This window comes from Streptomyces sp. NPDC006711 (assembly GCF_042869775.1).
In the GTDB taxonomy this organism is placed as follows: Bacteria; Actinomycetota; Actinomycetes; order Streptomycetales; family Streptomycetaceae; genus Streptomyces.
The window spans coordinates 38,278-52,418 of sequence record NZ_JBIAGO010000002.1 but is presented as its reverse complement, the minus strand read 5'-3'; the positions used below and the strand labels follow the sequence as shown (position 1 = coordinate 52,418).

Below are 14,141 nucleotides of genomic sequence, written 5' to 3'. Positions count from 1 at the left end.
CGGGGCGGACCGCTGCCCCCATGCACGGGACAGCGTTCCCGGCCGCTCGTGGTACTGGCCGCGGCACGGTGAGAGGACTTGATGTACACCAACGAAAAGGCCCAGGCCTCCGAGAGCAAGAGGCCCCACCGGGTCGCGGCCAGGAACCCGGCCCGCGAGGACGCGACGGCGTCCGGGCTCCTGGCCCTCCAGCACACCGCGGGGAACGCGGCCGTCCTACAGATGCTCCGCCGCTCCGGCCACACCTGGGTCCAGGACCGGCACCAGCACACCGCCGGCTGCGGCGGCGACCACCGGCAGAGCGGGCCCTCGGCCGCCGAGACGGTGCAACGCTCCGCCGTCCCCGACGTGCTGCGGGCAGCCGGCCGCCCCCTGGACGACCGGACCCGTACGGACATGGAGGCCCGGCTCGGCGCCGACTTCTCCAGCGTGCGCATCCACGACGACTCCACCGCCAAGGCGTCCGCGGCCGAGGTCGGCGCCCGCGCCTACACGAGCGGTGACCACGTGGTCATCGGCGACGGCGGGGCCGACCGGCACACGCTGGCCCACGAGCTGACGCACGTGATCCAGCAGCGCCAGGGGCCGGTGGCCGGCACCGACCGCGGGGACGGCCTGCGGGTCTCGGACCCGGCCGACAGGTTCGAGCGCGAGGCCGAGGCCAACGCGCACCGGGCGATGTCCGGGGAGGCGCCGGTGCAGCGCACCACCGCGCCCGCCGCCGGACCGGCCCACCAGGGATCGCCCGTGGTGGCGCGGATGCCCGCCGACGGATCCGAGGGCGAGGTGGCGAAACCCTGGCTGGTCTTCGGCGTCGACGGGCGCAGCAGGGAGCAGCTGGCCTCGGCTGTCGAGGCCGGGTACCGGCGCTTCGACACGGCGGAGAGCTACCGGAACATCAACACGGTCTCCGAAGTGCTGCGGGGCCGGCCACGGGAGGACTACGAGATCCTGTACAAGTTCGACGTCCGCTCGGGCGAGCAACCCGCCGCACTGCGGGCACGCCTGAAGGGCGTCGCCGCGCTGTTCGGGGGCCGGCTCGACTCGCTGGTGATCCACAATCTGGACGTCGAGCGGAGCGCCCTGGCGCAGGCATGGCAGGTCCTCAACGAGCTGAAGAGCGAGCACATCACGAGGCAGGTCGGCCTCGGCAACGTCGGCGAGAGCCACACGGATCTGTTGAGTGAGCTCGGCGGCGTGGACGTCGTGGAGAACTCGGTGGAGAGCGTGCTGCTCAGCGAGAACGTCGAGAACGCGATCAAGAAGTCGGGGGCGCACCTGTACTACTACGACGTCATCAGGACCGCCCGGCAGATGGACCTCGATCTGTCCTCGCCCGACGATCTGAACGGCCTCATCTACACCATGGCCGGCACGTTCCCCAGGAAGGACGGCTCGTCCAACGCGACCATGATCACCAGCAGCGGCACGCCCGGGACCCAGGCGTCCAACCTGGCGAACTTCGGTGGCGGACCCGACCATGACGACTTCACCGGCCACGAGGAGTACGGGGCCATGGGCAAGATCGATTCATGGCGCAAGCAGCAGAGCTCCGGCCAGACGAACGACACCTCGTTCGCGCTGCGCGGTGAGCTCAGTCAGTGGCTGACCGGCCTCTGCCAGGGAAGCACGGCCGACACCCTCCGTCAGTCCATCGTGGACGCGGCGAAGGACCAGGGCCAGCCGGTGACTCAGGCCTTCATCGAGAAGTGGCTGGTGGAGGAGCATCACGTCACGGCCGATGACCTCAGCTCGGTACGGGTCCCCTCCCGCGTGGGGCTCAAGCGCCGCTACATCGGCATGCCCCTGCGGGACGCCCTCGGCGCGCTGTTCGGCGTCAAGAACTGTGACTGGAAGTGGTCCATCCAGCTCGTGCAGCTGCTGTTCAGCGACGCGGAGACATGGGACTGCGCCCTGCGGTTCGGGGCGGACGAAATCGTCCAGGAGTAACCGCGGCCGACCCGCCGACCCGCCGACCGGTCGACCCGCCGTCACGCCCGTACGATGCCCCGTTCTCCCCCGGGAGGGCGGGACATCGCGCGTGCCCCGCATGCGTCGCTCCCCGGAGCGTGATCACGTGAACAGACCTTCCCCTGCGCCCACTTGGTCCCGCAAAACAACTTGGCCCCGCCTCCGCCACCGGCACGGACCTAGCCGGTCAGATCCACTCGTCCTGGGCCGTCAGCTCGCTCGCCACGCCGCCGGTGTTGACCACCCCGGCCGCATCCATGATCAAGACCTCGCACTCCTCCGGCGCGACCGGGCGGTGCTCCACGCCCCGTGGCACCACGAACATCTCCCCGGCGCCCAGCCTGACGCTCTCCCGATCGCGCAGATCAATCGTCAGCTCCCCCTTGACCACGATGAACAGCTCGTCGCCCTCGGGGTGATCGTGCCAGACGAATTCTCCCTTGACCTTCACCGCCTTCATCTCGTAGCCATTGGCCTCGAGAATCGTCTTCGGTGACCAGTACTCGGTGAATTTCGAGAGTTTTTCGGAGACGTTCACGGGCATGTCGGGCCTGGCCATTGTTTCCTCCTGATAACCGCACACCGCGGCCCGCCGTCATGGCACACCCGGGCAGTCGGCGACGCTGAGAACGCGCGATCCGGCCGGAGCGGGAGCGGAATCGGGACCGCTGAAACCGTCCCAGCATCAAATGGGCGCCACTCCCTGTCAAGTCCCGTCCACATATGCGGGGTTGGCCTCCGCCGAGGCCCCGGACGTGGGGTGCGAGCAGCGGTCCCGTCGCCTGATCCCGGACGAGGACACGACGAGGATCCGACGAGGACCGTACCGCTGACGATGATTCCGGAAGGCGCCGCAAGCCCGTTGAGTGGTTTCAGGGTGACAGCCGGCTCACGGGCGGCCCACGCCTTTCGACCGTATGCGGGCTTCGGCAGCTACGGACCGATTCGATATTTCAGCGAAAGGACGTGACCTCACGATGACCGAAACTCACATCGGTCCCAGCGGGTCCGACACGGCGATCGCGGACAACGCGATCGTGCCCGAGGACATCAAGGGTGAAATCGACCAGTTCATGAAGGACGGTTTCACCGGCCCGGTCAAGCTCTACGAGCCCGACGAGGCCGCCGAGATCCTGCGCGAGGTCCGCGTCAAGAATCAGGACACCACCCACTCGGTGTTCCACAACAGCATGAACTACGACCGGCACCTCGACATCCCCGAGCTGTCACGCCACGTCACGCACCCCACCATCCTGAAGTACCTGAACGCCATCCTCGGCCCCGACGTGCTGTCGTGGCGTACGGAGTTCTTCGCCAAGTTCCCGGGTTCCCGTGGCACCGAGTGGCACCAGGTGCGCGACTACAGCTACGCCACCGGCAAGCCGCAGCTGCTGCCGACGAAGTCGGACTGGAACGCCTACATCGACATCACGGTGTGGACGACGTTCACCCCGGCGACGAAGAAGACGGGCTGCATGCGCTTCGTCCGCGGTTCGCACCGTGACCGCATCTTCGACGAGAGCAAGTCGCCCGCCCGTGGCCGCGAGAGCCGTTACGAGAACGACCACGAGACGACGTTCACGAAGGACACCGGTTTCTACGGGTACGACTTCTCCGACTTCGCCGTGGACCCGAACTGGGAGCCGCGCCCGGAGGACGTGGTGGACGTCGAGATGCAGCCGGGCGAAGCACTCATCTTCACGGCCTCCTGCGTCCACGGCGCCCTGCCCAACATCACCGAGCGCGACACCCGGTTCGCCATCACCTCGCGCTACGTGCCGACGCACGTCCGGGTCTACCCGGACCAGGACGCCTACACCGCGCACGGGCAGGACTTCGACCTCAAGGACTACGGCACCGTCGTGGTCTCGGGACGGGACACCTTCGGGCACAACCGGATCCGTACGACCAACGCCCACGGCGAGCCCTTCGCCGTCAAGAACACCCACTGACTCACTTTCGTCCATGAACCGGGACTCCGGACGACGAAGGGCAGAGAGGACGCAAGCGTGATCCAGCAGAAGATCAACCAGATCTGGGGACGGGCTCTCAAGCTCGAGGACATCTCCGACGACGACGATTTCTTCGCTCTCGGCGGCCACTCGCTGATCATGGCGACGGTGCAGACGGCGATCCACGACGAGATCGGGATCGAGATCCCGATGGACGAGCTGTTCCGGCACCCCACGGTGCGCAGCATCTCCGCATACGCCGAGTCGCGCCTCGCGGTGTCCTGACCTCGCGCGGTCGCGGCTCGCTCCCGTCCGTCGGCTGACGGCACGGGCGGCGGGCCGCGCCGCGCGCCACCGCGTGCGGCGGCGCCGGTCCACCCCGGTGCCGCCGCCGCTCAGCTGTCGCGGCGCGCTCGGACGGCCGTCGCACGACCGACAACCATGGGACGACGCGTCCTCGCCACGGAAGGAACTCCCGGTGCAACTCTCCTCCAGGGGAACGAAGATGAGTGGCCTGTCGGGAATCCGCAGCATCATGGAGGACATCGCGCTGGCCGCGACGGACACCTCGGGCGACACCTGGCTCAACCTCAGCCCGGGAAACCCGGCCGCGATCCCCGAGGTCACCGACACCTGGCGCCGCCTGCAAGAAGAAGCCATGGCGAGCGGCTTCGCCGAGTTCAGCGGCCGGTACGGGCCCTCGCGCGGCTCCGACGTACTGGTCGAGGCGATCGTGCGTTACTTCAACGCCCGTTACGGGTGGGGGATCGGGCCGGAGAACGTCCTGGTGGGCGCGGGCTGTCAGATGCTCGCCTTCATGGCGACGACCATCTTCACCGGGCCCTGCGACGACGGCCCGCGCCGGCTGGTGCTGCCGTCCGTCCCCGACTACACCGGCTACCAGGGGCTGAGTCTGGACGCCGGTGGCACCGTCGGAGTCGAGCCGGGTGTGGAGCTCAAGGACGGACGCTACTTCCGGTACACCTTCGACCTCGATGCGGTGCGTGCCCAGACCTCGGTGGGGATGATGCTGCTGTCGAGCCCGGGCAACCCGACCGGCCGCACCCTGCTGCCGGACGACCTGTCCGGCCTCATCGAGATCGCCGAGGAACGCGACATCCCGCTGGTGCTCGACCACGCGTACGGCGATCCGTTCCCCGGCGTCGCCCAGGACTCGGTGGACCCACCGCTGCATCCGAATGTCATCAACTGCTTCACCTTCTCCAAGGCGGGGCTGCCCGGGGAGCGTCTAGGCTTCGCGATCGGGCCACGAAACGCGATCGACGCGATGCTGTCCTTCACCGCCAACTCCCATTTGCACGCACCGCAGTTGATCCAGGCGACGGCGGCGCTCGCCCTGAACAGCGGAGCGATCGACACGCTCACCGGCGAGGCGATCCGCCCCTACTACCGCGACAAACGACGCGCGGCCGAGAAGCTACTGCACGACCTCCTGCCCGACGCCCTCGACTGGCGGCTGCACAGCACCGACGGAGGCATGTTCTGCTGGCTGTGGATCGACCACGACTGGTTCTGCGACCTGGCGCTCTATGAAGCCCTCAAGCGCAAGAAGGTCTTCGTCGTGCCGGGCCGCCACTTCTTCGTCGAGCCCTTCTCCTCGCCCTTCCTTTCGGAGCACGCGACGCGCTGCGTCAGGCTGAGCCTGAGCCCGGACGAGACGGTCATCGCCGAGGGCATCGCCCGGCTCGCACAAGCCCTGGAGGAGGTGCGCGGTGCGAAGTGAACGGGTGCGCAACGGCGACATCACCCTCGACGTGGCGGTCGCCGGCCAAGAAGATCTGCCCACGGTGCTCTTCGTCAACGCCGTCGGCATGGAGAACCGCCTCCTGGAGGGCCTGGCGCGGCAGTTCCTGCGCTCGGGGATGAACCTCGTCACCTGGGAGCTGCGGGGCAGTCCCGGCCCCTGCGCCGAGCGGCAGGTGACTCTGGAGGAGCACACCGAGGACGCCCTTGCCGTGGTCGACGCCCTCGGGCTCACCCGGGTCCATGTGGCCGGCTGGTGCACCGGCGCGTCCATCGCGCTCTTCGTCGCGCACGCGCTTGAAGAGCGCGCCCTGTCGTTCACCTCGATCGACGGCGCCCTCCTGTTCGACGGGGTGCCAGGAGCACCGGTGGGCAACGCCGTGTTCGACATGTGCGCGCAGATCGCCGCCGACACCGACCGCGCCGCGTACTTCCACGACGTCGTACGGCCACGGGGCAACGAGGGCGCCGCACTGGGAGTCCAGGACGAAGCGCTCGTACGCATGCTGACGCTGCCCTACCGGCAGGGCCGCGAAGAACTCACCCGTTTCGCCTGGGGGATCTCCGCGACCTGCGACTACGACCCTGCCGCGGCCTGCGCCCGGCTCTCGGTGCCCGCGTTGTTCATCGCCCGGCAGGACGACGCGATGGTGGGGCACCGCAACTCGCGACGCGCAGCCATGCTCGTCGAGGGGGCGCGGCTGCACGTGGCCGGATCAGGGGGCCACTACGCCCTCTTCATCGACCCGGCCGAGACGGCCGCCACCATGGCGGCGTTCGTCCTGAAGGACAGCGCCCCGGCGTGAGGCCGGTTGGCCGCCACCGGTGGCCCGGCCTCAAGAAGGCGGCCCCGACCGGCGCCGCCTCGGGGGCCGCGACTCCAGGATGTCGACGGGCCGCCGGCGCAGATGCTCGTAGACGAGCGAGGCATGCAGATCCGCGACCGACGGGTACTGCGCGATGTGGTCAAGGACGAAGTCCTCCAGGTGCTGTGCGTCCTGCACGGCCACCAGCACCTGGAAGTCGTTGCTTCCCGACACCACGAACACGTCCAGGACTTCCGTCAGGGTGAGGACGAACTCGCGGAACGCCTCGACCGCGTCGCGGCTCTTGGGGTGGATGCGTACGGCGATCATCGCCCGCAGCCCGCGCCCCATGGCGTCCAGATTCACCTCGGCCGTGTACCCGAGGATCACCTCGTTCTGCTGTAGACCACGCACCCGCTCCAGACACGTCGAGTCCGCGATGCCCAGCGCCCGCGCCAGCTCACGGTTGGAGCGGCGTGCGTTTTTCTGGAGCTCCAGTAACAACCCGCGATTGATCTCGTCAAAATTCGCCACAACTCCCAGTCTAGCGAAGCTATTTCGGAACCCTTGCAGAGGAGCTGAAACCCTTGCCACACTCCATCCAGTGGCCGGCAATACTCACGGACCTCGGTGTCGACGGACACCGCGGCCCGTCGCGGACGTCCCCCGCCTGACCGATCACCCGACGAGCCGGCCGCACCCCACCACCTCACCGAGTCCTGGGCGTGCCCCCACGTACACACGCGAGGAAAGAAGCCCATGCGCATGCACAGCACCACCACCCCCTGGCTGCCCTTCGGCCCGGCCGACGAGGCGGACGTCAGGCTGTTATGCCTGCCGCACTCGGGCGCGGGCGCCTCGGCCTACCGGGCCTGGGGCGCGGACCTGCCCGACTGGATCGGCGTGTGCCCCATCCAGCCGCCGGGGCGCGAGACCCGCCGCCAGGAAACGCCGTTCAGCGAGGTCGGTCCCCTCGTTTCCGCGCTCGCACGGGACATCGCGGCGACCGTCGAGGGCCCCTACGCCGTGCTCGGGCACAGCACCGGAGCGATCTGCGCCTTCGAACTGTGCCGGGAGCTGCGCAGGATCGGCGCACTCCAGCCCGTCCACCTCTTCATCGCCGGGCGCCGCGCCCCCCAGGTCGAGGAGCACTCCTCACGGCTCGGTGAGCTGACTCTGGACGAGCTGGCGGAAGTACTCCGTCTGCATGGCGGGACGCCCGACTGGGTCGTCAACGACCCGGCCATGCTGCGCATGCTGCATCCACTGCTCACCGCCGACTTCGCCGTCAGCGAGGAGTACGCCTACACCCCCGAGCCCCCGCTCGACCTGCCGATCTCCGTGTTCGCCGCGAGCGACGACCACCGGGCGACGACGGCCCACCTGGCCGCCTGGGAAGAGCAGACCACCGGCGCGTTCACCCTCCACCCTCTGGAGGGGGACCACTTCGCCCTCTTCACTCACGCGTCCGCCGTGCACCGCGCCATCGCGGAGGCGCTGCGGGCAGCGTGACGACGTCAGGGCCGGCGCCCAACCCCCCCCCGTGCCGCCGGCCCTGACGTCCCCTTCAGGAAGCCCCACCGACCAAGAACGTCCCGACTTTGCCCAGCGGCAGCGAAAGACGAATGAGTGTGATGCGCGATGAAGACCAAGCCCCTAGGTGCCTTCGGCTGGCTGCTGTTCACCATGATTCTCTGGGGCAGCGCCTTTCCCTCCTCCAAGTACGCCACCGAGCACGTACCCCATGCGATAGCCGTCCTGTTCCGCTTCGGCGGAGGGGCCCTGGTCCTCCTGGTCATCACGTTCTTCCGGCGGCCGCAGCAGTCCCCGAAGCTCAAGGACATCGTGGGCGCGTGCGTCGCCGGACTGATCGGGGTCTGCGGCTACAACTCGCTGTTCTTCTGGGGCGTCACCCTGGCCCCCGCCAGTGACGGCAGCGTCATCTTCCCCGCCCTCACCCCCGTCATCACCGCGGTCGTCCTCATCCTGACCCACCGCGAGACGGCCAGGCCGGCCCGTATCATGGGACTCATCCTCGGCGTCGGCGGCGCCGCCCTGTTCTTCTTCACCACCAACGCCCACGGAGCTCCGGGCTCGACCCGGCTGATGGGTGACACGATCTTCCTGATCGGCGCCGCCGTGTGGTCCACCTACACCCTGCTCAACCGCCGCCTGGTGGCGGGCATGGACCCGGTGCAGGCCGTCACGTACTCCACGGTCGCCGGCTCCATCGCCCTCGGCGCCATGGCGGCCCCGCACTTCGACGACGTCGCCTGGGGCTCGTTGTCGACCGGGTTCTGGATCAACGCCGTCTACCTCGCGATCGGGCCGACCGCCGTGGCCTACATCCTGTACGTACGAGGCATCCGGGACGTCGGCGCGTCCGCCGCCTCGGTCATGATGTTCGCCGTTCCTCTCTTCGGCACGGTCTTCTCCTTCATCTCCCTCGGCGAATCCTTCACCTGGTCCCAGGGAGCGGCTGCGGTGATCATGGTGGGCGGCGCGCTCCTGGCCGTCATCACGGGCCGTAAACCGGCCGCCGAACCCACCAGCATCGAGCAGCCGGTACCGGCGGACGCGCGCGAGGAACCCTCAAATCCGGAGGAGCCCGGCGCGACGCCGGTCCGGGAAGCGGGTCCTGTGACGCGGTGACCTGGTGATCCGGTGTCCTGGTGACCCGGGTCGGCCGACGGGGTGCGCCACGTGGGTGTGTCCACGTGGCGCACCCCTCCGCGTCGTTCCGCGTCGCGCGGACGTTGCTACGTCTCCTCCCGTACGGTCACCAGATCCTGCCCCTCGCGCCGCCGCTCCCCGCTGTCCCCCGGCACCGGACGCGGCCGCGCGGCGGGGTGGAAGCGATCGAGCAGCGGACCGGTCATCACCGTGGTCGCCACCGCCATCACGACCATGGCCGTGAACAGGCGACTGTCCAGAACGCCCAGGGACAGACCGACGTTGAGGATCACCAGTTCGGTGAGCCCGCGGGCATTGAGCAGCACACCGAGGGCCGCTGCCTGCGGTCCGGTCGCCCCGGTCAGCCGTGCCGCGCCGGCCGCGCCCGCGAACTTGCCGAAGCAGGCCGTGACGATCACGGCCAGCAGGATGAGCAGGCCGTGGCCGCCGAGCCCCCCGAGGTTCACCGAGAGGCCGGTCACCATGAAGAAGACCGGGAGCAGGAAAAGACTCGTCTGTTCGATGCGTTCGGGAACCTCGGGGGCCGTCCGGTCGATGACGGTGCGCGGGACGATCACGCCGAAGGCGAAGGCCCCGAACACCGCGTGCAGTCCCAGCGCCTGGGTGGCCCAGGCGCAGAGCAGGAGACCGACGACCAGCACGGCGTGGATGAGTACGGGGCCGGACGGGCGGCCCGGTGCGAAGAGCCACGTCAGGCCCGGCCGCACGGCGTACCACAGGAACAGCAGGAGCCCCGCCGAGACCAGCGTCATGCGGGCCAGCGGCCAGCCGCCCGTGCTCTGCGCCAGAGCCACGACCACGGCGAGCACCACCCAGGCGAGGAAGTCCTGGATGGCGGCGCAGGCCACAGCCATCGCCCCGATCCGGTCCTTTTGCAGACCGCGCTCGGAGATGATGCGCGCCAGTACCGGGAAGGCCGTGATGGACATGGCCGCGCCCAGGAAGAGGGCCGGGACGAGCCGGCCCGGCACGGTGGTGCCGGCGTCGGTGAGCCAGGGATGAAGGACGCAGAGCAGTCCGGCACCGAGGGCGAACGGCAGGATGACCGAGCTGAGGGACACGGCGGTCACTTGACGGCCGTGTCCCCGCAGTTGCGAACCGTCGAACTCGTAGCCGACGCCGAACATGAAGAGCACCAGGCCCACCTGCGAGAGGACCTGAAGGTAGGGCCGGACCTCCGGAGGGAAGATCACGTCGACCGGATTGCCGGGCACGAGGCCGAGGAGGCTCGGGCCCAGGGCGATGCCGGCGATGATCTCGCCGACGACGACCGGCTGGCGGACTCGCTGAGCCAGCCGGGCGAAGACATGGGCCGCGGCGAGGATCACGGCCAGAGAGAACAGGACGTGTTCGGTCACTGCTTCCGTGGACCCGGATGCCAAGGGATGTAATTCCAACGTTCCGTCTCTCCGTAGGTGGTGAGCGGTCTTGTGCCGTCGGTCCCGCGGAAGCGGGGTGGGCGCCTAACGCGAGCGTGCTTCCCTGCGCGAGGCGGCGGACCGCATGTTTTCGGCCAGCGCCTTGCGGTCGATCTTGCCGTTGGGGTTGAGCGGAAAGGCCGCCACTTCCACGAACTCCTGCGGCACCATGTTGCGCGGCAGCGTCTCCAGGAGATCCTGGCGCAGCGACCGTTCGTCGACCGGCTCCGCCGCCGCGATCACCACGGCGACGAGCCGGGCATCCTGCTCGCCGTCGGCCACGGGCAGGACGACGACGTCGCGCACCTTCTTGTGGCGCCGCACGGCGTGTTCGACATCGCCCAGGTCGATCCGCATGCCCCGGACCTTCACCTGATGGTCCACCCGGCCGACGACGACGAGTTCACCCGACGGCGTCTCGTACCCCTGGTCCCCGGTCCGGTAGAAGCGGACCGGCCGCCCGTCGCGCTCCATCGTGGCGAAGTTGCTCTGCCGCGCCGGGTCGGCGTTGAGGTACCCGGCCCCGACACTGATGCCCGAGACGCAGATCTCTCCCACCTCCCCGGGGGCGACTTCCTCCAGGCTGTCGTCGAGGATGCGGATCTCGGTGTTGTACACCGGAGCACCGGCGGGCATACGGCTGTCGGCGTATCCCGGGTAGTCCACCATGCGGTGCGACGTCGCGACGTCCGTGCACTCGGCGACACCGTACTGGTGCAGCAGGACACAGGTGTTGCCCTCACGCGTGGCCCAGTCGGCCACGCGCGCCGCCGACATGGGCTCGCCGCCGATGAACACGTAGTGCAGGCCGGTCAGGACGTCCGTTCCCCGGTCCATCTCCCTGTCCACCAGCAGGTACAGCGTGCTGGGCGCACAGTGGAGCGTACGGACGCCGAGCTCGCCGATGAGGCGGTAGGCCAGGCTGATGTCGAAGCTGCGGCTGGGCAGCAGGTGCAGGGCGGCCCCCACGAACAAAGGGGCCATGATGCTGCGCTGGCTGATGTCGAAGCCGAATGAACTCAGCAGCATATTGCTGGAGTTGTGGTCCAGTCCGTACTCCACACGCAGCCAGTTGAGGAGGTTGAACCAGCCCTCGTGGCGCACCGCCGTGGCCTTCGGTGTGCCGGTGGAACCGGAGGTGAAGACCACGTAGCAGAGGTCGTCCGGTCCGATCTCGACCTGGGGATCCGTGGTGGGGCGTGACTCCAGTCGGTGCCGCGGGTCGTTCACGTCGATGATGTCGCCGTGGCACCCCTCGATCAGGGAGAGCGTGTCGTTGGCTGCCAACACCGCTGTCATCTGCGGGAGTTGGGACAGCATGAGCCGCAATCGCTCGGGCGGGTACGTGGGGTCGAGCGGTACGTAGGTCGCGCCGGCCTTGAGGACGGCCAGGATGCTGGACGCCAGCTCCGGGGACCGGTCGAGGCACACTCCGACGATCGCGCCGCGGGTGATGCCGTGTGCCGTCAAGTGGTGCGCGAGCCGGTTCGCGCGGGCGTTCATCTCGCCGTACGTGAGCCGTTCCTCGCCACAGGTCACGGCGAGCCGTTCCGGATGTGTCCTGACATGTTCTTCGAAGACGCGGTGGGCGAGGCGTTCGGCGGGCAGCGGGACGCGGTTGCCGATCAGGGCCATGTGGCCGTCACTCCTTGGACCGTGGATGAATGCGCGGGTACGCGCGGGAAGCCGAGATCGGCGTCAGGAGGCGGCGTGGTTGCGGTTGACCGCGTTGAGGACGGCTGCGGTGGCCGCGGTGGCGGGGTCGTGGTGCAGCGCGGCGGCGTGCGTGGCCGTGTTCTCGTGCGTGAGGTGGGTGTAGGCGACGGTGCCGTGGTCGGGGTGGGGGTGGCTGTGCTGGTGCAGGAGCGTCACGGGGTGGCCGGCCCGGGTCAGCGCGTCAGCGGCGGCGTCCTGAGCCGTGGCGCCGGTACCGGTGGTGTCCACTTCGCGCCCGTCGGCGTCGGCGAGGGTGAGGTGGAGGGTGATCGCACCGGGGGCGGTCTCCTCCTGGCGGCACTCCTTGAGCAGGAGCCAGGGGCGCGGCTCTAGGTAGGTCTCGGTGAACGCCTTCCACAGGTCGTGCGGGGTGAGCTCGGCACCGGTGCGGTCGGTGATCTGCTGGACGGTGCGGGCGAAGTCCACGCGCAGCTGGCGGGGCAGGTCGAGGTGGTGGTCGGACTTGAGGACCTGGGCGATACCGCCCTTGCCCGACTGGGAGTTGACGCGCACGACGGATTCGTAGGTGCGGCCGACATCCCTCGGGTCGATGGGGAGGTAGGGGACCTGCCAGGGCTGGGCGCCGGGTCCTGTGCCCTGTCGGCGGGCCGTCTCGTCCAGGGCGGCCAGGCCCTTGGCGATGGCGTCCTGGTGGGTCCCGGAGAACGCCGTGTAGACCAGCTCTCCGGCGTAGGGGTGGCGGGCGGGAACAGGCATCTGGTTGCAGGACTCCACCGTGCGGCGCACGGCGTCGATGTCGGAGAAGTCGAGCTGGGGGTCGATGCCATGACTGAAGAGGTTCATCGCCAGGGTCGCAAGGCAGACGTTCCCGGTGCGCTCACCGTTGCCGAACAGGGTGCCCTCGATGCGGTCGGCGCCCGCCATCAGGGCCAGTTCGGCCGAGGCCACGGCGGTGCCGCGGTCGTTGTGGGGGTGCACGGAGAGGATCACGGAGCCCCGGCGGTCCAGGTGGCGGTGCATCCACTCGATCTGGTCGGCGAAGACGTTGGGCGTGTCCGTCTCCACGGTGGTCGGCAGATTGAGCGTGACCGGCCGGTCGGGCGAGGCGTCCCAGCGCGTCAGGACCGCGTTGCACAGCTCAAGTGCGTAGTCCGGCTCGGTGACGTTGAACGTCTCGGGGGAGAACTCGTAGCGGAGCTGCGCGCCCGGCATGGTGTCCGCGAGCCGTGCCACCTTGTCCACGGCTCGCAGGGTGAAGTCCTTCAACTCGCCGGCCGACAGGTGAAAGACGGTCTCCCGCCACAGGCACGCGGTCGCCAGGCACAGGTGCACGACGGCCCGCCGGGCCCCGCGCAGCGCCTCGAAGGTGCGCTCGATCAGCTCCGGGCGGGCCGGGGTGAACACGACGATCGTCACGTCGTCGGGCACCCGGTCCTGCTCGATCAGCTCCCGTACGAAGTCGAACTCCGCCCGGCTGGCCGCCGGATAGCCGACCTCGATCTCCTTGAAGCCCATGCTCACGAGCAGGTCGAACATCCGCCCCTTGCGGTCGGCGTCCATCGGCACGGCCAGCGCCTGGTTGCCGTCCCGCAGGTCCACCGACGCCCACAGCGGCGCGTGCCTGATCTCCCGCGCGGGCCAGCCACGGGCCCCGGCCCCGGCCGGCACCCGGTCCGCGACGCGCTCGTAGCGATGAATCGGCATCGACGACGCCCGCTGGGCGTTCCACCACGGCTGCCCCGGGCGCCGCGGCCCCTCCGGCGCCCGCACCCCACCCACCAGATTCGCCATAGTCTCGGACACGCCAACCGCCTCTCTACGGATCCGACAGAACCAACGCCCCGACCCTCACTTCCGCT

At 69.2% G+C, this 14,141-nt stretch carries 12 protein-coding genes; 7 read left to right on the top strand and 5 right to left on the bottom strand.

From position 1 onward, the window contains the following. The first annotated feature begins 81 nt into the window (after positions 1-81). Complete coding sequence (locus ACFYM2_RS04300) at positions 82-1,950, top strand: aldo/keto reductase (RefSeq protein ID WP_388833202.1); 1,869 nt, start codon at positions 82-84, stop codon at positions 1,948-1,950. A gap of 208 nt (positions 1,951-2,158) precedes the next feature. Here the strand turns inward: ACFYM2_RS04300 and ACFYM2_RS04295 are convergent, their stop codons facing one another. Then, the gene (locus ACFYM2_RS04295; RefSeq protein ID WP_388456285.1) at positions 2,159-2,530 is read right to left on the bottom strand and encodes a cupin domain-containing protein; all 372 of its coding nucleotides are present in this window, start codon (positions 2,528-2,530) and stop codon (positions 2,159-2,161) included. 418 nt (positions 2,531-2,948) lie between these two features. Here ACFYM2_RS04295 and ACFYM2_RS04290 point away from each other — a divergent pair, with 418 nt between their 5' ends. The 4 genes from ACFYM2_RS04290 to ACFYM2_RS04275 all read left to right on the top strand — a co-directional run bounded on the left by ACFYM2_RS04290 (position 2,949) and on the right by ACFYM2_RS04275 (position 6,493). Next, complete coding sequence (locus ACFYM2_RS04290) at positions 2,949-3,923, top strand: chlorinating enzyme (RefSeq protein WP_358996106.1); 975 nt, start codon at positions 2,949-2,951, stop codon at positions 3,921-3,923. Positions 3,924-3,980: 57 nt separating this feature from the next. Then, a complete protein-coding gene (locus tag ACFYM2_RS04285; RefSeq protein ID WP_120720241.1) occupies positions 3,981-4,208 on the top strand; it encodes an acyl carrier protein in 228 nt (75 codons plus the stop codon). 220 nt (positions 4,209-4,428) lie between these two features. After that, positions 4,429-5,667: an aminotransferase class I/II-fold pyridoxal phosphate-dependent enzyme gene (locus tag ACFYM2_RS04280; RefSeq protein WP_358996103.1), complete on the top strand. Its 1,239-nt coding sequence runs from the start codon at positions 4,429-4,431 to the stop codon at positions 5,665-5,667. Then, complete coding sequence (locus ACFYM2_RS04275; RefSeq protein ID WP_388833197.1) at positions 5,657-6,493, top strand: alpha/beta fold hydrolase; 837 nt, start codon at positions 5,657-5,659, stop codon at positions 6,491-6,493. Before ACFYM2_RS04280 ends, ACFYM2_RS04275 begins: the two co-directional genes overlap by 11 nt. 30 nt (positions 6,494-6,523) lie before the next feature. Here the strand turns inward: ACFYM2_RS04275 and ACFYM2_RS04270 are convergent, their stop codons facing one another. Beyond that, a complete protein-coding gene (locus tag ACFYM2_RS04270) occupies positions 6,524-7,027 on the bottom strand; it encodes an Lrp/AsnC family transcriptional regulator (protein ID WP_350233943.1) in 504 nt (167 codons plus the stop codon). A gap of 231 nt (positions 7,028-7,258) precedes the next feature. Here ACFYM2_RS04270 and ACFYM2_RS04265 point away from each other — a divergent pair, with 231 nt between their 5' ends. After that, positions 7,259-8,005: a thioesterase II family protein gene (locus tag ACFYM2_RS04265; protein ID WP_388833194.1), complete on the top strand. Its 747-nt coding sequence runs from the start codon at positions 7,259-7,261 to the stop codon at positions 8,003-8,005. A 129-nt stretch (positions 8,006-8,134) separates the two neighbouring features. Continuing rightward, a complete protein-coding gene (locus ACFYM2_RS04260; protein WP_388833191.1) occupies positions 8,135-9,145 on the top strand; it encodes a DMT family transporter in 1,011 nt (336 codons plus the stop codon). A gap of 107 nt (positions 9,146-9,252) precedes the next feature. Here ACFYM2_RS04260 and ACFYM2_RS04255 read toward each other — a convergent pair whose 3' ends face one another. The 3 genes from ACFYM2_RS04255 to ACFYM2_RS04245 all read right to left on the bottom strand — a co-directional run bounded on the left by ACFYM2_RS04255 (position 9,253) and on the right by ACFYM2_RS04245 (position 14,085). Next, on the bottom strand, positions 9,253-10,545 hold the full coding sequence (locus tag ACFYM2_RS04255) for a cation:proton antiporter (protein ID WP_388833188.1): 1,293 nt from the start codon (positions 10,543-10,545) through the stop codon (positions 9,253-9,255). 105 nt (positions 10,546-10,650) lie between these two features. Beyond that, positions 10,651-12,240: an amino acid adenylation domain-containing protein gene (locus tag ACFYM2_RS04250; protein WP_388833185.1), complete on the bottom strand. Its 1,590-nt coding sequence runs from the start codon at positions 12,238-12,240 to the stop codon at positions 10,651-10,653. 63 nt (positions 12,241-12,303) lie between these two features. Next, positions 12,304-14,085 (bottom strand): 2-isopropylmalate synthase, encoded by a 1,782-nt coding sequence (locus ACFYM2_RS04245; RefSeq protein WP_388833183.1) that lies wholly within the window; start codon positions 14,083-14,085, stop codon positions 12,304-12,306. Positions 14,086-14,141: the final 56 nt, after the last annotated feature.